Here is a 21,898-nt window from a genome sequence, read left to right as displayed (position 1 = left end):
TCAGCGCCCTCCTTCCGGCGGCGAACCCGCCACCGTCGTCACCTGGTCGGCGATGTCGTCGGTGACCAGCATGGAGAGCTGGTCGCCCTCCTGGAGCACGCTGGACGCGGTCGGCAGGGCGGCGATGCCGAACCGGGTCAGGTATCCGACCCGGGCGCCGGTGGCCTCTTCCAGCCCGCGTACCGGCCGGCCGATCCAGTCGTCGTGCACCGGCACCTCGATGATCGACACGGTGCTGGTCGGGTCGCGGAAGATCTCCACGTGCCCCTCCGGCACCAGATGCCGGACGATCCGGTCGGCGGTCCACCGGACCGTGGCCACGGTCGGGATGCCGAGCCGCTCGTAGACCTGGGCGCGCTTGGAGTCGTAGATCCGGGCCACCACCCGGGAGACGCCGTACGTCTCGCGGGCCAGCCGGGCCGAGATGATGTTGGAGTTGTCGCCGCTGGAGACGGCGGCGAAGCCGTCGGCCCGCTCGATGCCGGCCTGGCGGAGCACCTCCGCGTCGAACCCGGCGCCGGTGACGGTGATCCCGCCGAAGTCGGGGCCGAGCCGGCGGAACGCGTCGGCGTCCTGGTCGATGACGGCCACCGAGTGGCCGCGCGACTCCAGGTTGTGCGCGAGGGTCGAGCCGACCCGGCCACAGCCCATGATCACGACGTGCAAGGTAAGTCCTCCCGGGTCACCGTGGGACCGACCCGTCCGGTGGGGTGATGTCACCCTGAGCGTAGTCATCCGGCCCCCCGCCCGTGCCGCCCGACCTCCGCGTCGCCGGATCTCCGGGCGCGCCCCGAACTCCGGAGGGGGCGCGCCACGGCCCGTCGCGACGTGGCCCGGCGCGGGCCGGTTGCCAGCCGTGACCGGGCTTGCCCTCCCGGTGCCGGGCTACCGGGTGCCGGGTCGGCCGGCCCACCGGGAAGATCGGCCGCACCGCCCGACCGGGCGAATCCGGCAGCCGTACCCTTAGCGGTTGTGGCCAGTCCCACCTCGCTAGTCAAGCGTCTGCTGCTGGGCCGACCCTTCCGGTCGGACAAGTTGCAGCACACCCTGCTGCCGAAGCGCATCGCGCTGCCGGTCTTCGCCTCCGACGCGCTCTCCAGCGTGGCGTACGCCCCGGACGAGATCCTGCTGACGCTGTCGATCGCCGGCACCTCGGCGTACCTCTTCTCGCCGTGGGTCGCCCTGGCCGTCGTGGTGGTGATGCTCACCGTGGTGGCGAGCTACCGGCAGAACGTGCACGCGTACCCCTCCGGCGGTGGCGACTACGAGGTGGCCACCGTCAACCTCGGGCCGAAGTTCGGCGTCGGGGTGGCCAGTGCGCTGCTGGTCGACTACGTGCTGACCGTCGCCGTCTCGGTCTCCTCCGGGGTGGCCAACCTCGGGTCGGTGCTGCCGTTCGTCTCCGAGCACCGGGTCGGGGTCGCGGTGACCGCGGTGGTCGTGCTGAGCGCGATCAACCTGCGCGGGCTGCGGGAGTCCGGCACCGCGTTCGCGATCCCGACCTACGGCTTCATGATCGTGATCATCGGGATGATCCTCACCGGGCTGGTCCGGATCTTCGTCCTCGGCCACGACCTCCGGGCGCCCAGCGCCGACCTGGTGGTCAGCGCCGAGCACGCCAACCTGACCGCCTTCGCGATGGCCTTCCTGCTGCTCCGGGCCTTCTCCTCGGGCTGCGCCGCGCTGACCGGGGTGGAGGCGATCTCCAACGGCGTACCCGCGTTCAAGCCGCCGAAGAGCCGCAACGCCGCCACCACGCTGCTGCTGCTCGGTTCGGTGGCGATCGTCATGATCATGGGCATCATCTGGCTGTCCCGGCTGACCGGCCTGCAGTTCATGGAGAACCCGGCCCGGCAGCTCGAGCACGGCCCGGTCGACTACGTGCAGCAGACCGTGACCGTCCAGCTCGGCCAGGCCATCCTGGGCAGCGGGGTCCTGCTCTTCGTGGTGGCCGGCGCGACCGCGCTGATCCTGTTCCTGGCCGCCAACACCGCGTTCAACGGCTTCCCGGTGCTCGGCTCGATCCTGGCGCAGGACCGCTACCTGCCCCGGCAGTTGCACACCCGGGGCGATCGGCTGGCCTTCTCCAACGGCATCGTCTTCCTCGCGTTGACCGCGATCCTGCTGATCGTCGCCTTCCAGGCCGAGGTGACCCGGCTGATCCAGCTCTACATCGTCGGCGTCTTCGTCTCGTTCACGCTCTCCCAGGCGGGGATGATCCGGCACTGGAACCGGATGCTGCGTACCGAGCGGGATCCGGTCGTCCGGCGGAGGATGGTCCGGTCCCGGGCCATCAACGCCTTCGGGATGGGCCTCACCGGGGCCGTACTGGTGGTCGTCCTGATCACCAAGTTCCTGCTCGGCGCCTGGATCGCCATCGCCGCGATGGCGGTGATCTACGCCATGATGCTGGGCATCCGCCGGCACTACGACCGGATCGCCGCCGAGCTGACCCCGGCCGAGGGGCGCCCGGTGCTGCCGGCCCGCAACCACGCGATCGTGCTGGTCAGCAAGGTGCACCAGCCGACCCTGCGGGCGGTCGCCTACGCCCAGGCGACCCGGCCGGACACCCTGACCGCGCTGACCGTGAACGTCGACGAGGCGGACACCCGGGCGGTGCAGGCCGAGTGGGAACGGCACGGGGTGGCCGTGCCGCTGACCGTGATCGACTCGCCGTACCGGGAGATCACCCGGCCGATCCTCGACTTCGTCGCGTCGGCGCGCCGGGAGTCGCCGCGCGACGTGGTCACCGTCTTCATCCCGGAGTACGTCGTCGGGCACTGGTGGGAGAACCTGCTGCACAACCAGAGCGCGCTGCGGATCAAGGGCCGGCTGCTCTTCGAGCCCGGGGTGATGGTGACCAGCGTGCCGTGGCAACTCGCCTCCACCGCCCGGAAGAACCTGGACCGGTTCGACGCCACGCTCAGCCGCGGACCGGCCCGGGGCCCGCGCGGCGGTGCCGTCGGTGGCCTGCTCGGCCCGCCTCCGCCGTCGAACACCGCCGCCGCGCCGGCGCCGCCGCCCCCGCTGGCCGGTACCGACCTCGACGAGCCTCCGCCCGCCCCCGGGCGGGACACGGCCGGTCCCCGATGAGCACCGGGGAGCGGTCCGGGGTGTCCTCGGTGGGCCCCGGTGAAGCGGAGCGGGTCGAGCTGACCGTCGGGCCGGTGGCGCACGGTGGGCACTGCGTGGCCAGGCTGGACGGGCAGGTGGTCTTCGTCCGGCACGCGCTGCCGGGGGAGCGGGTGATCGCCGAGATCACCGAGGTACGCCGGGACTTCCTGCGGGCGGACGCGGTGACCGTACTCGATGCCTCGCCGGACCGGGTCGTCCCGCCGTGCCCGTGGGCGGGGCCGGACCGGTGCGGCGGCTGCGACCTCCAGCACGTCGCACCTGCGGCGCAGCGGCACTGGAAGGCCGAGGTGGTACGCGAGCAGCTACGCCGGCTGGCCCGACTGTCCCCGGAGGAGGTCACCGAACTGGACGTCCGGGTCGACGAACTGCCCGGCGGTCCGCTCGGCTGGCGCTCCCGGGTCCGGTACGCCGTCGACGCCGCCGGCCGGGCAGGGCTGCTCAAGCACCGCTCGCACGAGGTGGTCCCGATCGACCGGTGCCGGATCGCCCGCCCGGCGATCCAGGACCTGCCGGTGCTGGCGCCCAGCGGCCGGCTCTGGCCCGACGCCGACCTGGTGGAGGTGGTCGCCTCCTCGGCCGGCGACGTGACCGTACGCGGGCGGCGCGGCACGGCGGCCGGGGACGGCACGGCGGCCGGGGACGGGGCGGCGGAGCGGGTCCGGGAGATGGCGGTCGGCCGGACGTGGCGGCTGCCGCCGGAGGCGTTCTGGCAGGTGCATCCGGCGGCGGCGGAGACGCTGGCGACGGCCGTACTCGACCTGCTGGCGCCGCGGGCCGGCGAGTCCGCCTGGGACCTCTACGGCGGCGCCGGACTGTTCGCGGCGGCGCTGGCCGGCCGGGTCGGCCCGGCCGGCCGGATCACCCTGGTGGAGTCGGCGGAGCCGGCTGTCGAGGCCGCCCGGGACAACCTGCGCGACCTGCCGCAGATCGAGGTGGTCCGGGCGTCGGTCGGGCCGGCGCTGCGGCGGCGCCGGATCGTCGGGCCGGTCGACCTGGTGGTGCTGGACCCGCCGCGCGCCGGTGCCGGTGCCGAGGTCGTCCGGGCGGTCGCCGCGGCCACCACCCGGGCGGTGGCCTACGTGGCCTGCGACCCGGCCGCCTTCGCCCGGGACGCCCGGACGTTCCGGGAGGCGGGCTGGCGACTGGCCGCGCTGCGCGGCTACGAACTCTTCCCGATGACCCAACATGTGGAGCTGGTGGCGCTGCTGCTGCCGGGCGAGGGCTGAGCCCGGCCGGGGGGGGGGGGGGCCCCCCCCCCCCCGGGCCCCCCACCCCCCCCCCCGCCCCCGCCCGGGGGGGGGGGGGCCCCGGGCCGGCGGCGGCGGGCCCCCCCGGGCCGGGGCACCGCCCGCCGCCGCCGGCTCAGCGGCCGGTACGGCGGCGCTTCAGGGTCCGCTCGTAGTCCTGGAACCGCGCCTTGGCGATCGTCGAGCGGGTCTCCGAACGCAGCACGACGCCCTCGGCGCGGCCCGGCGTACCGTCCAGGGCCACCGTCGTGGCCGGCAGGAGTTCGCCGAGCAGCCGGTGGGTCTTCTCCAGATCGGTCGGCAGCTCGGCGGCGTCGACCGTGGCCAGCCGGGGTACCGTCGGCAGCCCGGCGGCCTCGGCCCGGGCCAGCAGCTCCGGCTCGGCGAGGAACGGCTGACCCGCCGACTCCCGCCAGGACGAGATCCGCTCGGCCGGCCAGTCCAGCAGCTCGGCGTAGTCGTCCAGCACGACCACGTCGAAGAGCCGGGCGCCCACCGCCCGGGTGTCGGTGTAGTGCTTCGACGCGGCGGTCACCTTGCCGCCGTAGACCTCCAGGTAATGCACCACGATGGCGTCCCGGCCGCCCGGCGGCAACCGGTCGGCGATCGGCCGGAGCGCCTCGACGATGCCGAGCGCCGGGTTGCCGATCAGGTCACCCCGGGCGTAGAGCAGCTCCTCGCGGCTGCCGATCAGGTAACTGCCGTCGGGCAGCGAGACGATCCGACCGTTGACTCCGTCGACCTTCTCGGTCAGCTGGACCCGGCCGGAGAAGGCGACGGTCTCGTCGAGCAGTCCGCCGTTGCGCGGGTCGAGCGAGTGGTAGGTCGGGATGGACGGGTACTTCGTCAACGAATTGACGGCGGCCAGGTTCGCCGTACGGACGTTGAAGTCGGACATGCTGCCTCCCCGTGATCTGCGCTGCCGTCCACCTGCCGGTGGTTCCGGCAACTCTGCGGGACCGCCGACCGGGCAGGCAACGCAGATTCGGCACGGGTACGCGGGCACCCAGCCGGATCCAGCGGCGGAGGACGCGGGGCAGTGGTGGTCGGCGCGGGCGGTGCTGCCGGGGCGGGGCTCAGGGAATGGCGTGCAGGGCGGACCGGGGCGCCGTGGGGACCGCCTCCGTATCCCGGCGGGCGGCCCGGGCGGCGGCCCGATCGCGGAGCCGGATCCAGGCGATGATCAGCAGAATCAGCGGCAGCAGCGGCAGTGCGACCAGCAGCACGATACCGACCGCGATGACCTGGCCGACGGCGTACTGGCCGGAGGCCGGGGTGGTTCGGGTCCGGCCGGGGGACCACTCGGGGCGAGAGCCAGCAGGCGACATGTCGAGACCTTAGGGGAGGGTGGGTTACCGGCCATGCTACGGCCCTTGGCAGCATCTGCCCGATTTTTCGGTCGTTCGGCGGATCCCGGACCCGCCACTCGCGGTGTGGAGTCGTCGACTGTCCGCAACGGCCGCGCCGTCCGGTCAACGGGACTCTGCTGATCGCCAGCCGCCCGGAACCGGCCGGCGAAGCGGTTCGCCCGCCGACCCGCTTCCGATCGGCTACCCTGCGCGCCGGGATGCGCACCGAACCTCTGCCACCTGGGCGGCGTGGGGCCATCCGTGGCACTGCTTCGGCGGCCCGGCTGCGGGCCGGTCCGGCCCCGATAGACTCTGCGGCTATGAGCCTGTGTAGGGAGCGAATCAGCCAGCCCAGCGCCGTGCGGCCCGATACCCCTGCCGAGCGCGGCGAGGTGACGGCATGACGGTGGAGGAGTCGGAGACGTCCGCCGGACGGTTGTTGGGCGCGGTCCGTGGACCGCAGGACGTCAAGCGGATGTCCGCCGAGGATCTGGCGTCGCTCGCCGCCGAGATCCGGGACTTCCTGGTCGCGAAGGTGTCCCGGACCGGCGGGCACCTCGGCCCGAACCTCGGGGTGGTCGAGCTGACCCTGGCCATGCACCGGGTCTTCGACTCGCCCCGGGACCGCTTCCTGTTCGACACCGGTCACCAGGCGTACGTGCACAAGATGCTCACCGGGCGGCAGGAGGGCTTCGACCAGCTCCGCCAGCGGGGTGGCCTCTCCGGCTATCCGAGCCAGGCGGAGAGCGAGCACGACCTGATCGAGAACTCGCACGCCTCGACCGCGCTCTCCTATGCGGACGGGCTGGCCAAGGCGTACGCACTGCGCGGCGAGTCGCGCAACGTCGTGGCGCTGGTCGGCGACGGGGCGCTGACCGGCGGCATGTGCTGGGAGGCGTTGAACAACATCGCCGCCGCCCGCAACCCACTGGTCATCGTGGTGAACGACAACGGACGGTCGTACGCGCCGACGATCGGCGGCCTGGCCGACCACCTGGCCACGCTGCGGCTCAACCCCGGCTACGAGAAGGTGCTGGACGTCGTCAAGGAGGCGCTCGGCTCCACCCCGCTGGTCGGCAAGCCGATGTACGAGGTGCTGCACGCGGTCAAGAAGGGCATCAAGGACGCGGTCGCGCCGCAGGCGATGTTCGAGGACCTCGGCATCAAGTACCTGGGCCCGGTCGACGGGCACGACGTGGCCGCGATGGAGTCGGCGCTGCGCCGGGCCAAGGGCTTCGGCGGGCCGGTGATAGTGCACGCGGTGACCCGCAAGGGTCTGGGCTACCGTCCGGCCGAGGAGGACGACGCCGACTGCCTGCACAGCCCGGGCACGTTCGACGTGCAGACCGGCAGGCTGCTCGCCACCCCGTCGGTGAAGTGGACGCACGTCTTCGCCGACGAGCTGGTCGCGATCGCCGACGAGCGGCCGGACGTGGTCGGCATCACCGCCGCGATGGCCGAGCCGACCGGCATCGCCGCGCTGGCCCGCAAGTACCCGAACCGGGTCTACGACGTCGGCATCGCCGAGCAGCACGCGGCCACCTCCGCCGCCGGCCTCGCCATGGGCGGCCTGCACCCGGTGGTGGCGGTCTACGCGACCTTCCTCAACCGCGCCTTCGACCAGGTGCTGCTCGACGTCGCGATGCACAAACTGCCGGTGACGTTCGTGCTGGACCGGGCCGGGATCACCGGCCCGGACGGGCCGAGTCACTACGGCATCTGGGACATGTCCGTCTTCGGGGTGGTGCCCGGGCTGCGGATCGCCGCGCCCCGGGACGCCGCGACGCTACGGGCGGAGCTGCGCGAGGCGGTCGCGGTGGAGGACGGGCCGACGATCCTGCGCTTCCCGACCGGTGCTGTCGTCGCCGACCTGCCGGCGGTGCGCCGGGTCACCGCCACCGGCTCGGGCTCCGGCGGGGTGGACGTGCTCGCCGAGTCCGCCCGGACCGACGTCCTGCTGGTCGCGGTGGGTGCGTTCGGGCAGCTCGGCGTCGAGGTGGCCGCCCGGGTCGCCGAGCAGGGCTACGGCGTGACGGTCGTCGACCCGCGTTGGGTCCGGCCGATCCCGCCGGAGCTGGTCACGCTGGCCGGCAGCCACCGGCTGGTGGTCACGGTCGAGGACGGCGTACGCGCCGGTGGGGTCGGTGACGCGCTGGCCAAGGCGCTGCGCGACGCCGACCTCCGGGTGCCGGTACGCGACCTCGGCGTGCCGCCGGTCTGGCAGCCGCACGGCACCCGGGCGCAGATCCTCGCCGACCTGGGGTTGACCGCGCAGGACGTGGCCCGGGACGTCACCGGCTGGGTCTCCCAGCTCGACGACGAGCCGATCGCGCCGGTGCCGGTGACCGCCCCCAACGGCGACCGGGCGGCGAAGGGACGCAACGGCCGGGGCTGACCGCCGGACGTGTCGGCGCCGACGTCCCGGTCCACCCGACCGGACTCGTCGGCGTCGATCCACGTCCGCCCCACCGGCAGGCGTACGTCCGGTCCCGGCGGTACGTGTCCGCCCTCCCGCCGACCAGAGCCCGCCCTGCCGGGCAGGCACGGTACGACGACGGCCAGAGCTGCTGGTCGAGTGGTCGTCAGTTGCCGCCGGCAGAGCGGTCGGTGGTCTTGTCCGAGGCGATCAGGCTGAACGTCTCCCGGGTGGCCGGCTTCGGCACCACGACCAGGCCGGGGCGGTCGACCAGTCGGGTCGTGTTCGCCGGCAGTGCGAGGCTGGTCTCCGGGCTCGGCTGCCAGACCAGCACCACGACGGGGCTGGACAACGGCAGGACGTACGCCTGGAGCGGCTCGAGCCGGTCGGCGGCCGAGACCAGCGGCGGACCTCCGGCGGGCCGGAACAGGGCCGCCGTCATCATGCCCTCGTCGGTGCGCCAGCTGAGCTGTTCGAGCTTGGCCGGCTCCTCCCCGGCACCCACCAGCTCGACCTCGGCCAACTCCTTCGTCGACAGCCGGTCGATCGGCCAGGAGACCGGCACCGATCCGGGGTGGGCCTCGCCGTGCACCCGGTGCGGGATGCTGCCGAACGGCCCGGTCCTGGTGCCGAGAGCGCAGGTGTCGAGGCCGTCCAGCACCTTCGCGCCGGAGCCGGTGTCGTCGCCGACCAGTGGGTAGCGCGGCCCCTCGATGCCGGTGCCGAGGTCGATGAGCCGGTCGGCGGCCTTGCCGCTCGGCAGCGACTCGCTGGGGCGCAGCCGGGCGGTGACGGTGCGGGCGGCGCAGGCCGGCAGCGCGACCGGGCCGGTCAGGCCGTCGGTGACGGCCAGTGGCCGGCGGTCCGGCCCGAGGAGCCGGTCCACCCGGGCGGAGACGAGATAGCGCCGGCCGGTGGGCAACTGCACCGGCAGCACGTCGGAGTAGACCAGGTAGCCCGGATCGGTGTATTCGACCGCCCGGTCGACCGTGAAGTCCGCTCCGTCGCCGGTCAACTGCAACAGCCAGGACCCCGCCTCGCCGGGCACGTCGGCGGCGACCAGCGCGAGCCGGCCACCGTCGACCTCGCCGAGCCAGAGGATGCCGGAGGAGGGCAGGTGCACCCGGTCTTCGACCGGGGAGCGCCACTCGTCGACGGCCCGGGCCACCGCCGCGGTCGCTTGTGGATCACCGGCCAGGGCGCCCCGCGAGGGCCACACCTGGAGGGTGCCGTCCAGCGTGTCGTAGCCGACCCGGAGCGCGACCGGAGGTTCCTTCGGGACGGTGCCGCACCCGCCGGTGAGCAGAGCCAGCGTGAAGGCCGCGCCGACGATCCCGCTACGAGGGAGTGAACCCACCGCTGTGCTCCCGATCCGCCTCAGTCGTCAACAGAAGCCACATCCTACGAGATCTCGGACGCGGCTCGGGCGCGACCCGGGAAAGCTCGACCGATCGGGGACCAGGGTCCCGGCGACACGACTCGCCCTGCGGAAACTCGCCGCCCAGGCAACTGGGACCAATGGGGTACTCCTGTAGACTCCGCCGACTGTGACGCTTGCCGAGCCACGTCTGCACACCACGCCGGACCCGGAGGGCCCCGAGTCAGGAAGCCGAACGGCGACCGGAACCGACGGGGGCGCGGCGGAGTCGGCGGGTTCGGGCGCCGGTTCCGAGACCGGCTCGGATACCGCGGCGGCGGCCGCCGCCGACGAGGAGCGAACGCGGCGTCCCGGCGACGCGGGCGAGGACGCGGGTACCCCGGACCGGAACACCGGCCAGCCGGCCACCCGGCCGGCCCGCTGGCCCACCTGGCGGCGCGACCTCGCCGTCTACGCCGCCTTCCTGGTCGCCGGTCTCTGGGTGACCAGCCAGATCTGGCTCGACCCGGCCGGCCGGGTCGCCTCGCTCTACAGCAGCGATCCCGCACAGGTGCAGTACTTCCTCGCCCACTCCGTCCGGGTGGTGCTGCACGGCGAGTTTCCGTTCTTCACCGACCGGTTGAACTATCCTGACGGCGTCAACCTGATGGCCAACACGGCGATCCTGGGGCTGGGCATCCCGATGGTGCCCGTGACGCTGCTGTTCGGCCCGGCGGTGTCCTTCGTGGTGCTGGTGACGATCGGCCTGGCCGGCACCGCCTCCGCGTGGTACTACGTGATCTCCCGGCACCTGGTCAGCGTCCCGATCGCGGCGATCGTCGGCGGCTGGCTCTGCGGCTTCTCCCCGGCGCTGCTGTCGCACGCCAACTGGCACCCGAACATCATCTCCCAGTTCCTGCTGCCGTTCATCGTCTGGCGGGTACTGGTGCTGACCCGCTCCACCCGGCCGGTCCGGGACGGCGTGATCCTCGCGCTGCTCGTCACCTACCAGGCGTTCATCAACGAGGAGATCCTGCTCTTCACCGCGATGGCCTGCGGGGTCTTCCTGCTCGCCGTGCTGGCCCAGGAGCCGGCCCGCTGGAAGGCGACCTGGCGCCCGCTCGGCGCCGGCCTGGCGGTCTGCGCCGTGCTCGCCGGGGCGCTGCTGACGTACCCGCTGATCGTGCAGTTCGCGGGCCGGCAGGCGTACCACGGGCTCAGCGACGCGGTGCGGGACTACGGCAACGACCTGGCGGCGTTCTTCGTACCCGGCTCCACCACGCTCGGCGGCAACCAGCGGGCCAATCTCGACCTCGCCCCGAACTACTCCGAGGAGAACGCCTTCTTCGGCTGGAGCCTGGCGCTGCTGACCGTGGCGATCGTGGTCTGGCTCCGCCGCGAGGTGGTGATCCGGGCGCTCGCGGTGACCGGCCTGCTCTTCGCGATCTTCTCGCTGGGCGAGCGGATCTCCTGGTGGAACCGGGGCGCCTTCTGGGGGCCGTGGGACATCCTGGTGAAGGCCCCGCTGCTCGACGCGGTGGTACCGACCCGGTTCGGCCTGATCACCACCGTGGTGATCGGGTTGATCCTCGCGCTCGCCACCGACCGGGCCTGGAAGCTGGAGATCGCCGACCAGCGGGCGCTGCGTGCCGTGGTGGTGGCGGCGCTGGCGATCGCGCTGGTGCCGATCCTGCCGCTGCCGTTGCGCGAGGTGAGCCGGCCGGCGGTGCCACACTTCATCACCTCCGGACAGTGGCGGCCGTACGTCGGCCCGGACCAGACGCTGGTGCCGGTGCCGATCCCGGCGATGGGGCACACCAACGGGATGCGCTGGGCCGCCGCCACCAACCTTGACTTCAAGATCCCGGGCGGCTACTTCCTCGCTCCCCGCAACGGCAACACCGGCGACCCCGGCCGGTTCGGCGGGCGGCCCAGCGGGCTCAGCGCGGTACTCGACCGGGTCGCCACCAGCGGCCAGCCGGCGACGCTGACCGACCGGCAGCGCCGGCGGACCCTGGACGAGCTGCGGCACTGGCGGGCCGCGATCCTGGTGCTGCCGGTGCGGCAGGACAACGTCGAGGCGCTGCGCAGCACCGTCGACCAGCTCGCCGGCCCGGCCCGGCGTACCGCCGACGTGTGGCTCTGGGACGTCCGCGCACTGACCAACCGCACGCCCGGGTGAGCGGGCCGGGTCGACCCGCCGAGACCGCGCCGGACGTCGCGGTCCCGGCGGCCGTGCCGGCGACCAGCGGCGCCGGCCGCCGGGAGGTGGTGCGGCGCATCGCCGCCGACCGACTCGGCGCACTGCGTGCCTGGTCGACGCGGCGGCGGGGTCCGCTGGTCGACGCGGCGGTCGTGCTGCTCTGTCTGGCCGCCGCCGGTTACGTCACCTCCGGACTCTGGCTGCACCGGGACCGGATGACGTACGCCAGCAACGACATGATGCTCTTCGAGTGGATGCTGGCCCGGGCCGCCCGGGCGGTGACCCACCTGGAGAACCCGTTCTACAGCACCGCGCTGAACGCGCCGGACGGGATCAACCTGATGGCGAACACCTCGGTGCTCGGCCTGGGCGTGCCGCTGACCCCGGTGACCCTGCTCTTCGGCTCGCAGACCAGCTATCTACTCGCGGTCGTGCTCTCGCTGGCCGGTACGGCCACCGCGTGGTATCTCTTCCTGTCCCGGCGGATCGTCGACTCCCGCCTCGGCGCGGCCGTCGCCGGCCTGTTCTGCGGGTTCGCGCCCGGGATGATCTCCCAGGCCACCGGGCACCTGCACATGATCTCGCAGTTCCTGGTGCCGGCGATCCTCGCGGTGGTCTTCGACCCGCGCACCGACCGGGTGGTCCGGCGTGGCGTACTGCTCGGAGTGCTGGTCGGCTATCAGGTCTTCCTCGGCGAGGAGGTGCTGGCCTTCCTGGTGCTGGCCTGCGGGCTGTTCACCGTCGGCTACGCGGTCTCGGCCCCGCGCACCGCCCGGCGGCTGGCTCCGGCGTTTCTCGGCCGGCTCGGCGTCGGCACGCTGGTCGGGGTGGTGCTGCTGGCGTACCCGCTGTGGTTCCAGTTCTTCGGGCCGGGGCACTATCGCGGGCTGCCGTTCGACCCGAAGGCGTACCCGCTGGACCTGGCGTCGTTCACCGCCGCGTCCCGGCAGTCGATCACCGGTCACGACTCGGTGCCGGGCCTGCTCTCGCCGAACCTGACCGAGGAGAACTCCTTCTTCGGGCTGGCGCTGATCGTGCTCTGCGCGGTGGTGGCGATCTGGCAGTGGCGGCGGCCGCTCGTCCGGGCGCTGGTGCTCTGCGTACTCGTCTTCGCCACGCTGTCGCTCGGCGAGGACCTGCGGCTGGGCGGGGAGGTGCTGGACCTGCCCGGCCCGTACCGGCTGGTCTCCGGGCTGCCGCTGATCGATCTGGCGGTGCCGGCCCGGTTTCCGCTGATCTGCGTACCGGCCCTGGCGATCCTGCTGGCGCTCTCCTTCGACGGGGTGTTCCGGCGTACGGCCGGCGGCGCGGCGGACAGCCGTGCGCTGCCGGAAGCCGGGGCAGGGGTGGCCGGCGGGCGGATACCGGTCCGGCTGCTCTGGACCGGGGCGGTGCTCGCCGTACTGCTGCCGCTGGCGCCGACGCCGCTGCACACCAGGCCCGTCTGGCCGGTACCGGACTTCGTCGCCAGCGGCGAGTGGCGGTCGTACGTGCCGCCCGGACGTACCCTCGTGGCGGTGCCGCCGACCAGGGGCTCCGAGGCGATCGCCGGGATGTTCTGGTCGGCCCGGACCGGGCTGACCTTCACCGCCCCGGGCGGCTACTTCATCGGACCCACCGGGCCGGACGATCCGCAGGCCCGCTGGGGTGCGCCGGACCGCCCGACCGCGGTGCTGCTCGACCGGGTCGCCGCCACCGGTGAGGTGCCGCCGATCGGTGAGGTCGAACGGCGGCAGGCGATCGAGGACCTGCGGCACTGGCGGGCCGCCATCGTGGTGCAGGGTGGCCTGCACCGGGGCGTGCCGGTCAAGGAGACCCTCGACCAGTTGCTCGGGCCGGGCCGGGACATCTCCGGCGCCTGGGTGTGGGACGTCCGCGCCCTCGTCGGCTGAGTCGTCGGCCGCGCCGCCCGGCCGGGTTCTTTGCCGGCGTACGGTCCCAGGGGAGTCGTAACGGCGGTCAGCCGACGAGCGGTCGGACGTCCCAGAGCCAGACGTCGTCCACCCGCTGCCCCGGGCCGAACAGTCCGGCCAGCAGGACGTGCAGGGCGGGGGTGGCCGGGTGGTCGCCGAGCACCACCACCGAGGCCCGCCAGAACCGCAGGTCCTCGATGGCCTGACGACGGTTCTCCTCGGTGACCACCGGTGCGGCGCCCCGGTCCATCGTCCCGTAGATCAGCAGGCTGGTCGGCCGGGACGGGGCGCCGAACACCCCGTAGCCCTGCGCGTCCGGGCCGATGAAGTAGCCGGCCGGGATCGGGAACGCCTGCCCGGTCAGCGCGCTCCAGCGCAGCGTGGAGAGGCCGTGCACGTTGCTCGGGATGGGCACCGGCACCAGGGTCCGGCCCGCCGGCACGTAGGGTCGCCAGGCCCCGGAGGTGATGAACCGCGGCGGCGGGTCGATGTGCATGGCCGGCAGCGGGCGCGGGACGAGCGGCAGCAGCGCGAGCGCGATCGCGGCGTACGCCAGGATCCGCAGCCGGGGCCGGGCCGGCTCGACCCGGCCGGCGACGTCGAGCGGGACACTACCCGGCGCCGGGCCGCCGTTGGCCGTCGCGCTGCCGTCCGGCGTGCCGGACGCTATCTGGTGCGGCGCGCCGGAGGTGGCCGCGACGCCGTTTCCGGAGCCGCCGGCCGGAGCGCCGCCGTTCGAGGCGGCCGGTCGCGGCCGGCCCTTCGCGACGTCGTTCCAGGCGAGCGCGACCAGGAGCCCGACGGTGGCGACCGTGACCAGACTCAGCCGGGTCGGCATCATCATCTCGATCAGCGGCAGGTCCTCCGGCAGCAGGTGCCACGGCCCCTCCTGCTCGGTGAGCCGGCCGTCGTAACGGATCTGCCGGCCGAGCGAGGCGAGCGCGAACCCGGCACCGAGCAGCGCGGCGATCCGGGCGGCGACCGAGGTCCGCCAGAGCAGCACGGCGACCAGCACGACCAGCCCGACGAGCGGCCAACCCAGCCAGGTGTTCTGCTCGGTGACCCCGATGGTCTTCTCCACCTCCGGCGAGCCGGCGATGGTGTCCCGGGAATAGGTGACGAAGGCCCGCAGGTCCTCGCCCCAGTTGTGGAAGACGCCGCCCTGCAGGCCACGGTAGGACTGCGGGCCGTTGAACTGGTACCAGATCGGGTAGCCCGCCAGCAGCAGCGCCACGGCGCCGCCGACGCCGAGGCCGCGCAGGAAGATCCAGATCCGGTGGCGCATCAGCGACCAGCGGAAGGCGACGTAGAGCGGCACGGCCACCGCGCAGGCCAGCGCGGTGAGCAGCAGCATCTCCTCGTTGATGAAGATCTGGTACGCGACCAGCACTCCCAGCATCAGCCCGTTGCGCAGCCAGCGGCCCGGCTCGGCGAGCCGGAACACCCGGACCACGATCAGCGGCAGCAGGAAGTTGGAGACGAAGTTGGGCTGCCCGTTGGCGTGGTGGATGATGCCGGGCGCGAAGCCGAGGAACGCCCCGCCGACGAACGCCGCGCCCCGCGAGGAGACCAGGTGCCGGGAGAGCGCCCAGTACGAGGTGGCGGCCGTCGCCGCGAGCGCACCGCCCAGATACAGCGCGTACGTCACCTGCGGACCGAACAGCCAGGTGAGCGGGGCCAGCGGCAGGGTGACGCCCAACAGCGAGGTGTTGGCCATCATGTTGACCCCGTCCGGCGCGTTCTGCCGGGCCGAGAAGAGCGGGTTCTCCAGGTGCTGCACCGAGTACGCGCCGTGCGCGAAGAGCCACTCGAACCAGCTGTGGTCGGTCGGCAGGTGCGACGACACCCGGTGGTTGACGTCGACCCAGTAGTTGGCGCACACGAAGATGCCGAGTAGGACGTACGCTCCGATGGCCAGTACGTCGACCCGCGCGGGAGTTCGGAAGATCCGCCACCGTCGAGATCGACCGACTTCGGTCGAACCGGCTTCGGCGTCCGAAGAATTGTCCACCACCGGAACTGCCACGAGGCGCCATCGTACAGGTGGCTTCGCGTCCGAATTGCCGCTACCCGCTCCGGGATATCCGGAGTGTGCCGGATCACCGTGCCGGCTCGCACCGGACCATCCGGACGGAACGCGCCGGGCTGGTCGGCGGAGTCGGGGAGGGAGGGAGATGCCCACCATCGAGCTGGGTGAGTTGGCTGCGGGGTCCCGTCCCGGGCCGGTCGGGTCGGACCGGGCCGCGCCGCGCCGGGCCGGCCGGCGCCGGTCGGCCCGGCCGGGGTTGCTCGCGGCCGTGCTGGTCGGGGTGCTCGGCATGGTGGCCGCTGGCAGCCCGTTTTCCCGGCCCTGGCCGGAGGCGGCCGTACCGGCCTGGCTCGGCTCCATCGTCCACGCCGACCGGGGCTGGATGTTCGTCGTCGACCCCGAGCGGCCCCGTGGGGGCGGTCCGGAGCTGGCCGCGTACCGGCTGCCGGCGGCGGAGCTGGGCTGGCGGGTGACGCTGCCGGCCGGCGACATCGGGAGCCTCCAGGTGGTCGGCGAGCACCTGCTGCTGGCGCGCTATCCGGAACCGTTGCTGGACAGGGTCGCCCGGCTGACCGTGCTGGAGGTGTCGGCCGGCGCCGTGGCCTGGGAGCGCGAGGCGAGCCTGATGGTGGTCAGCAGCGGCGGTGACCTGGTGCTCTGGGCGGCAGCCGAGGATTGGCGGCCGGGCGCGGAGAACCGGCCCGGCACGCTGGAGGCGGTGGACCCGGCTTCCGGTGCCGTGCGCTGGTCGCTGCCGGTGCCGGCCGGCGCCCTGCCGTCGTTCGACGTGTCGGCGGCCGACCCGAGGGCACCCGTGCGGGCCTCGACCCTGGTCCTCGCCCTGCCGTCCGGCCGGGTCGAGGTGCGCGACCTCGGCACCGGCGCGGTCGTGCGGGCCGTCCAGATGCCGCCGCCGGGCGCCGGGCCGCGGACCAACTGGCGGGCCGCGGTCGCCGCCGGCCTCTTCGTGGTGTACGAAGAGAGCGCGGTGACCGCGTACGGGCTGCCGGGGCTGGACCGGCGCTGGTCGCTGCCGGCCCAGCCCGGCGTGGAGCGGGGGCCGTTCGCCTGCGGGGCCGACCTGTGCAGCCTGCGCTCCCAGCGCGGCGTACGGGTCTGGGACGCGCAAACTGGCCGTACCCGCTGGTCGGACGAGCGTTGGATCGGCATCTGGAGGGTCGGTGACGCCCTGGTCGCCGCCGAGGGGGCCGGGGCCGGCGAGACCGAGGCGCTCTCCGTGCTCGATCCGGCCAGCGGACGGGTACTCGCCGACCTCGGTGCCTGGGGACTGTTCACCCCGCACGGATCGCGGTTCATCGGCGTCCGGTACGGCGCGGACCGCCGGGCCTGGGTGGTGGAGTTCGATCCGGCGACCTGGCGGGGCCGGCTTGTGACAGTGCTGTCCGGGGTCTCCGGCGACTGCGGGCTGACCGCGACCGCGCTGCACTGCCGGCGGCTGGACGCCTCGATCGGGGTGTGGCGGCTGCCCGGATAGCCGGCCGGGCCGGCGCCTGCGAGCTGTCACTTGTCGGGCACGGATAGGTTGTCCCCTACAGGCAGCCGGGGAGGTCGTGGTGCGGGTACTGGTGGTGGAGGACGAGCGCAACCTTGCCGATGCGATCGTCCGTGGGCTGCGCCGGCAGGGCATGGCGGTCGACGTCGCCTACGACGGCTCGGCCGGACACGAGATGGCCTTCGTCACCCGCTACGACGTGGTGGTGCTCGACCGGGACCTGCCGGGCGTGCACGGCGACCAGATCTGTGCCGACCTGGTCACCTCGGGCGCGCTGACCCGGGTGCTGATGCTGACCGCCAGCGGTACGGTCGCCGACCGGGTGGAGGGTCTCCAGCTCGGCGCCGACGACTACCTGCCGAAGCCGTTCGCCTTCGACGAGCTGGTCGCCCGGGTGCAGGCCCTCGGCCGCCGGGCCACCCCGGTCACCCCGCCGGTGCTGACCGTGGCAGACCTGGTGGTCGACCCGGCGCGGCGGGTCGCCACCCGGGCCGGGGCGGCGGTGGACCTGACCCGTAAGGAGTTCGGCGTGCTGGAGGAACTGGTCAAGGCGCGCGGGGCGGTGGTGTCCAGCGAGGAACTCCTGGAACGGGTCTGGGACGCCAACACCGACCCGTTCACCACCACCGTCCGGGTGACCGTGATGACGTTGCGGAAGAAGCTCGGTGATCCTCCACTGATCGAGACGGTGGTCGGGGCCGGCTACCGGGTGCCGGACCCGTACGTGCCGGGGCAGGTGAGCGTGTGACCGTCTATCTGACCCGCCGCCGGCCCCGGGTGCGGCCCACCCTCCGGCTCCGGCTGACCCTGCTCAACGGCGTGCTGCTGATCGGCGCCGGGGCGATCCTGGTGCTGCTCGCCTGGCTGCTGGTCGGGGACGCGCTGACCCCGGACATCCAGCTCAGGTCGAACCCGATGCTCGAACTCTCCGACGGCCGGACGGTCGGGGCGCGCCAGTGGCAGCAGGAGATGGCGCAGACGGCCACCCGGGAACTGCTGGTCAAGGGGCTGCTGGCGCTGCTGGTGATCAGCATCGTCGGGGTCGCCGGGGCGTACGCGGTGGCCGGCCGGGCGCTCCGCCCACTGCACCAGGTCACCTCGACGGCTCGACGGCTCGGCGAGGCCACCCTCGACCAGCGGATCCGCTACTCCGGCGCGGACGACGAGGTGGCCGAGCTGGCCGGCACCTTCGACGCCATGCTGGACCGGATCGGGGACGCCTTCGAGGCGCAGAAACGCTTCGTCGCCAACGCCTCGCACGAGCTGCGTACCCCGCTGGCGGTGATGCGTACCGAGATCGACGTCACGATGGCCGACGACGAGGCGGACGTGGCCGAGTACCGGCGGATGGCCACGGTGGTCCGGGACGCGTCGGAACGGGCCAACAACCTGGTCGACGCGCTCCTGGTGCTGGCACGCAGCGAGGCCCAGTCGGGCCGCCGGCTGGCCCGGAAGGCGCCGACCGATCTCGCCACCGGGGCCAGTGCGGCACTCTCGGCGGTCCGGAACGAGACCAACCGGCTCAAGCTCCAGGTCGAGACGGCGTTGGCCCCGGCACCGGTGGTCGGCGATCCGGGCCTGCTGGAGCGGCTGGCCGGCAACCTGATCGAGAACGCGGTGCGGTACAACCACCTGCACGGCCGGATGTGGGTGCGTACCGGCTCGGGTCCCGAGCACGCCTGGCTGGTGGTCGGCAACACCGGTTTCGAGGTGGAGCAGGCGGACGTACCAGGGCTGTTCGAGGCGTTCCGGCGGGGCGGCCGGGAACGTACCGGTGCCCGTGGCTCCGGGCTGGGGTTGTCGATCGTCCGGGCGGTCTGCGACGCGCACGGCGGCACGGTCAGCGCGATCGCCCAGGACGGCGGCGGGCTGGAGGTGACGGTGACCTTGCCGGCGGCCGAGACGACCCCGGTGGTGGCCGCGTCGGCGGCGGTCGGCGGCAGTCCGGTCGCCGTGCCGGTCCGGCCGGTACCGGCGAACAGCGTGGTCAGTACGGCCAGCACCGTCCCGCTGGGCTCGGCGGCCAGCCGGGCCGCCCCGGCCGGCGTGCCGGTCCCGGGTACGCCGGCCGAGCCCGGCACCCCGACCGACCTGGCGGAGGCCGGCCCCGGTGCGGACCCCGCATCCGGCTAACGGCTCTGCGTTCAGGCGACGAGGTCGAGTTCGCGTACCTCGCGGCGGATCGCCCGTAGCCGGGCGGTGGTGATGCCGAGTTCCTGCGCCACGTCGGCGTCACTGGCCTCGGGCCGCTCCGCCTGGATCGCCGCGGCCAGAGCGGCGGTCTCGGTGATCGGCCGGCGTGGCCGTGCTGCGGCGCCCGGCCCGGCCGCGCGGCCGGTCGAGCCCCGCTTCCGGGCCGCTCCGGTCGGCGCCTTCCTGGTCCTGGCGGCGGTTCCGGCGTCCGGTGGCGCTGCCGCGCCGGTCGTGCCGGGCGCGCCTGCCTGCGTCCCGCCGGACACGCCGGTTTCCGTGTCGCCGGACGGGATGGCGAGGATTTCGCCGATACCCCGGCCGAGCGGCTCGACCGCGCCGAGCGGTCCGCCGTTCGATGCCGCCGGGCGCCGACGGGTCCCGGCGTCCCCGCCCGGTCCGGCGGCCCGCTCGGTTCCCAGGATGACCCGGTCGAACTCCCCGGTCCGGGTGAAGGCGCCGGCTTCGGCGGACTCTGCCGCCGGACCGGACCGGGTCGCCTCGGCGGAGGTCGCGGCCTGGGCGGCGGAGATCCGGCCGCCCAGCTCGACCAGGCAGATGCTGGCCACCACGATCAGGCCGTCGACCGACAGTGGCAGCAGGTACGGCGACGCGCCCGTCTCGCCGTACCGGGCGGCCACCCCGACCATGTGCCAGTACGACACCCAGGCGGCGATCCCGGCGATGGTGGCGGTGGCCGCCATCCGGGCGAACGCCAACGAGCGGCGGTGCACCGGTACCCGTGAGATCAACTCGACGGTGAGCAGCAGGGCCAGCGGCGGCCAGGCGGCGATGGCCTGGCTGATCGGGTTGTCCCGGGCGTGCAGGATGTTGGCGACCACCGAGGCGGCGACCCCGAGGGCCAGGGTGGCGCGTACGGCCCAGCGGACCCGGCGAAGCTGTGGGAGGGGCACCGGTCGCTCCTTGCCTGTCGTCGTGCTTCCTCTCGGCCCAGCGGACCAGCCGGCCTGACCGCTCATCCTTACGGCCGAAGCGGTCCAGCCGGTGTACCGGCGGGATTTCCGGCGTGTCGCTCACCGCCTGGTGGCCATCCATGTGCTTGGCGTTGCCACCCCTTGCCGGGTGGTTGCCCGCCCTTCGCGGTCAGTGGTGTCCGCCCGGCTGCTCGGCGTCGCGTTCGGCGGCGTCCATCCGGTCGTCGGTGACCACGATCATCCCGGCGAGCAGGCCGAGCTGGAGCATCGGTGGAGAATTACACACCGATGGAGAACACTCCATCGGTGGATTGGTTCCACCGGTCGACTACGCTTTCGCCATGCGCGAACAGGGCACCGGCCGGCAACCGACCGGCACCATCGCCGAGGCTCCCGGCACCGACGCCTCCCGGCGGCGTCGTCAGGCGACGGAGCGGCGCGAGGCCGAGCAGCGGCCTCAGGCGACGGAGCGGCGGGAGGCGACGGTCCGGGAAGCGAAGGCGCTGGCCCATCCGCTGCGGCTGCGCATCCTGCGGCTCTGCCACGAGCAGGAGTTGACCAACAAGCAGTTGGCGAATCGGTTGGACCGGGACCCGGGTACGGTGCTCTACCACGTCCGGCACCTGGTGGACGCTGGGCTGCTGGAGCCGGGATCGGTGCGTGCCGGGAACAGCGGCGCGCTGGAGAAGCCGTACCGGTCGACCCGGCAGTCCTGGTGGCTCACCGATGCCACCCGGGTCTCCCGGCTGGCTCCCATCGAGGCGTTCCAACACGAGCTACGCGAGGCCGGCGGCGACTCGGTGCAGACACTGGCACGGTTCGCGCTGCACCTGTCGGTCGAGGACATCGCCGAACTCGACCGCCGGATCTGCGCGCTGCTCGACGAGTACGTGAGCACTGACGAGCAGCGCCTCGACCAGCCCCGGCACGGCGGGCTCTTCGTGCTGCACCGACTCGCCGACTGAGCCGCCCGGCCGCACCCCGCTCGTCGAGCCGGGCCGCCCGGGTCCGGCCCGACGACGGTGGAAAACCCGGTTGCCGATCCCGTCCCGTCGTGCCAGGCTTGCCGCCGTCAGCCCGGATCATCGGAGGGAGGTGCGGTAGATGGTTGCGCTGTCCTGTCCCGCGCCTCGCCTCGGCCACCGCTGACCGATCCGCGTTCCTCCGCGAGGCGCACACTCCAGCATGGAGGATTCGTGAGTTCCATCATCCACAACATCAGCTTCGACTGTGCCGACACCTACAGGCTGTCCAGCTTCTGGGCGAAGGTGCTGGACCGGTCCCTGCGTCCGGAGGACCAGCCCGGCGACGACGAGATCACGCTGCTGGCGCCGGACGGCGTCGGGCCGCAGGTCTTCTTCCAGCGGGTGCCGGAGGGCAAGTCGGGTAAGAACCGGCTGCACGTCTGCCTGCAACCGACCGACCGGACCCGGGACGAGGAGGTCGACCGGCTGTTCGGGCTGGGCGCCACCCTGGTCGCGGACCACCGGCGGCCGGACGGCACCGGCTGGGCGGTGCTCGCCGACCCGGAGGGCAACGAGTTCTGCGTCGAGCGGAGCGCCGCCGAGCACGCCGACTGAGCTGCGGCGTACCGGCGCGAAACGGTAGTAC

Annotated in this window: 15 protein-coding genes and 1 pseudogene; 10 read left to right on the top strand and 6 right to left on the bottom strand. The window is 73.4% G+C overall.

Features of this window, described 5'->3' with window-relative positions; genetic code table 11:
- A complete protein-coding gene (locus tag R6Y94_RS24100) occupies nt 1-666 on the bottom strand; it encodes a TrkA family potassium uptake protein (protein ID WP_318395146.1) in 666 nt (221 codons plus the stop codon).
- Between the two features lie 306 nt (nt 667-972).
- Here R6Y94_RS24100 and R6Y94_RS24095 point away from each other — a divergent pair, with 306 nt between their 5' ends.
- Both R6Y94_RS24095 and R6Y94_RS24090 read left to right on the top strand, forming a co-directional pair.
- Nucleotides 973-3,093, top strand: coding sequence for an APC family permease (locus R6Y94_RS24095; protein WP_318395145.1), 2,121 nt, complete (start codon nt 973-975; stop codon nt 3,091-3,093).
- On the top strand, nt 3,090-4,361 hold the full coding sequence (locus R6Y94_RS24090; RefSeq protein ID WP_318395144.1) for a class I SAM-dependent RNA methyltransferase: 1,272 nt from the start codon (nt 3,090-3,092) through the stop codon (nt 4,359-4,361). Before R6Y94_RS24095 ends, R6Y94_RS24090 begins: the two co-directional genes overlap by 4 nt.
- Nucleotides 4,362-4,497: 136 nt before the next feature.
- Here the strand turns inward: R6Y94_RS24090 and R6Y94_RS24085 are convergent, their stop codons facing one another.
- Entirely contained in the window at nt 4,498-5,280 is a 783-nt protein-coding gene (locus R6Y94_RS24085; protein WP_318398121.1) for an RNA ligase family protein, read from the bottom strand.
- Between the two features lie 178 nt (nt 5,281-5,458).
- On the bottom strand, nt 5,459-5,710 hold the full coding sequence (locus R6Y94_RS24080; RefSeq protein ID WP_318395142.1) for a hypothetical protein: 252 nt from the start codon (nt 5,708-5,710) through the stop codon (nt 5,459-5,461).
- Nucleotides 5,711-6,131: 421 nt separating this feature from the next.
- Between R6Y94_RS24080 and dxs the strand changes: the two genes are divergently transcribed.
- Nucleotides 6,132-8,126 carry a 1-deoxy-D-xylulose-5-phosphate synthase gene (dxs, locus tag R6Y94_RS24075; RefSeq protein WP_318395141.1) on the top strand — a complete coding sequence of 665 codons (1,995 nt, stop codon included), beginning with the start codon at nt 6,132-6,134 and terminating at the stop codon, nt 8,124-8,126.
- Nucleotides 8,127-8,313: 187 nt separating this feature from the next.
- On the opposite strand, the gene R6Y94_RS24070 is transcribed toward dxs, so the two are convergent.
- Nucleotides 8,314-9,504 (bottom strand): hypothetical protein, encoded by a 1,191-nt coding sequence (locus tag R6Y94_RS24070; protein WP_318395140.1) that lies wholly within the window; start codon nt 9,502-9,504, stop codon nt 8,314-8,316.
- A 190-nt stretch (nt 9,505-9,694) separates the two neighbouring features.
- Here R6Y94_RS24070 and R6Y94_RS24065 point away from each other — a divergent pair, with 190 nt between their 5' ends.
- On the top strand, nt 9,695-11,686 hold the full coding sequence (locus tag R6Y94_RS24065; RefSeq protein WP_318395139.1) for a hypothetical protein: 1,992 nt from the start codon (nt 9,695-9,697) through the stop codon (nt 11,684-11,686).
- The gene (locus R6Y94_RS24060) at nt 11,683-13,599 is read left to right on the top strand and encodes a hypothetical protein (RefSeq protein WP_318395138.1); all 1,917 of its coding nucleotides are present in this window, start codon (nt 11,683-11,685) and stop codon (nt 13,597-13,599) included. The genes R6Y94_RS24065 and R6Y94_RS24060 overlap by 4 nt, the downstream gene beginning before the upstream one ends.
- Nucleotides 13,600-13,666: 67 nt before the next feature.
- Here the strand turns inward: R6Y94_RS24060 and R6Y94_RS24055 are convergent, their stop codons facing one another.
- On the bottom strand, nt 13,667-15,634 hold the full coding sequence (locus R6Y94_RS24055; RefSeq protein WP_318395274.1) for a hypothetical protein: 1,968 nt from the start codon (nt 15,632-15,634) through the stop codon (nt 13,667-13,669).
- 160 nt (nt 15,635-15,794) lie between these two features.
- On the opposite strand from R6Y94_RS24055, the gene R6Y94_RS24050 reads away from it, so the two are divergent.
- The 3 genes and pseudogenes from R6Y94_RS24050 to R6Y94_RS24040 all read left to right on the top strand — a co-directional run.
- Nucleotides 15,795-17,144 (top strand): PQQ-binding-like beta-propeller repeat protein, encoded by a 1,350-nt coding sequence (locus tag R6Y94_RS24050; RefSeq protein ID WP_318395137.1) that lies wholly within the window; start codon nt 15,795-15,797, stop codon nt 17,142-17,144.
- A gap of 79 nt (nt 17,145-17,223) precedes the next feature.
- Nucleotides 17,224-17,910, top strand: coding sequence for a response regulator transcription factor (locus R6Y94_RS24045; RefSeq protein ID WP_318395136.1), 687 nt, complete (start codon nt 17,224-17,226; stop codon nt 17,908-17,910).
- 8 nt (nt 17,911-17,918) lie between these two features.
- A pseudogene (locus tag R6Y94_RS24040) lies at nt 17,919-19,064 on the top strand (sensor histidine kinase); the annotation flags it as partial.
- A 242-nt stretch (nt 19,065-19,306) separates the two neighbouring features.
- On the opposite strand, the gene R6Y94_RS24035 reads toward R6Y94_RS24040, so the two are convergent.
- A complete protein-coding gene (locus R6Y94_RS24035) occupies nt 19,307-20,266 on the bottom strand; it encodes a DUF2637 domain-containing protein (protein ID WP_318395135.1) in 960 nt (319 codons plus the stop codon).
- Between the two features lie 362 nt (nt 20,267-20,628).
- On the opposite strand from R6Y94_RS24035, the gene R6Y94_RS24030 reads away from it, so the two are divergent.
- Both R6Y94_RS24030 and R6Y94_RS24025 read left to right on the top strand, forming a co-directional pair.
- Nucleotides 20,629-21,252: a winged helix-turn-helix domain-containing protein gene (locus R6Y94_RS24030; protein ID WP_318395134.1), complete on the top strand. Its 624-nt coding sequence runs from the start codon at nt 20,629-20,631 to the stop codon at nt 21,250-21,252.
- A gap of 231 nt (nt 21,253-21,483) precedes the next feature.
- A complete protein-coding gene (locus tag R6Y94_RS24025) occupies nt 21,484-21,867 on the top strand; it encodes a VOC family protein (RefSeq protein ID WP_318395133.1) in 384 nt (127 codons plus the stop codon).
- Nucleotides 21,868-21,898 lie beyond the last annotated feature (31 nt).

Source organism: Plantactinospora sp. KLBMP9567 (assembly GCF_033446045.1).
GTDB lineage: Bacteria > Actinomycetota > Actinomycetes > Mycobacteriales > Micromonosporaceae > Plantactinospora.
Note: the sequence above shows the minus strand (reverse complement) of the source record. Positions and strands in the feature narration are given on the sequence as shown.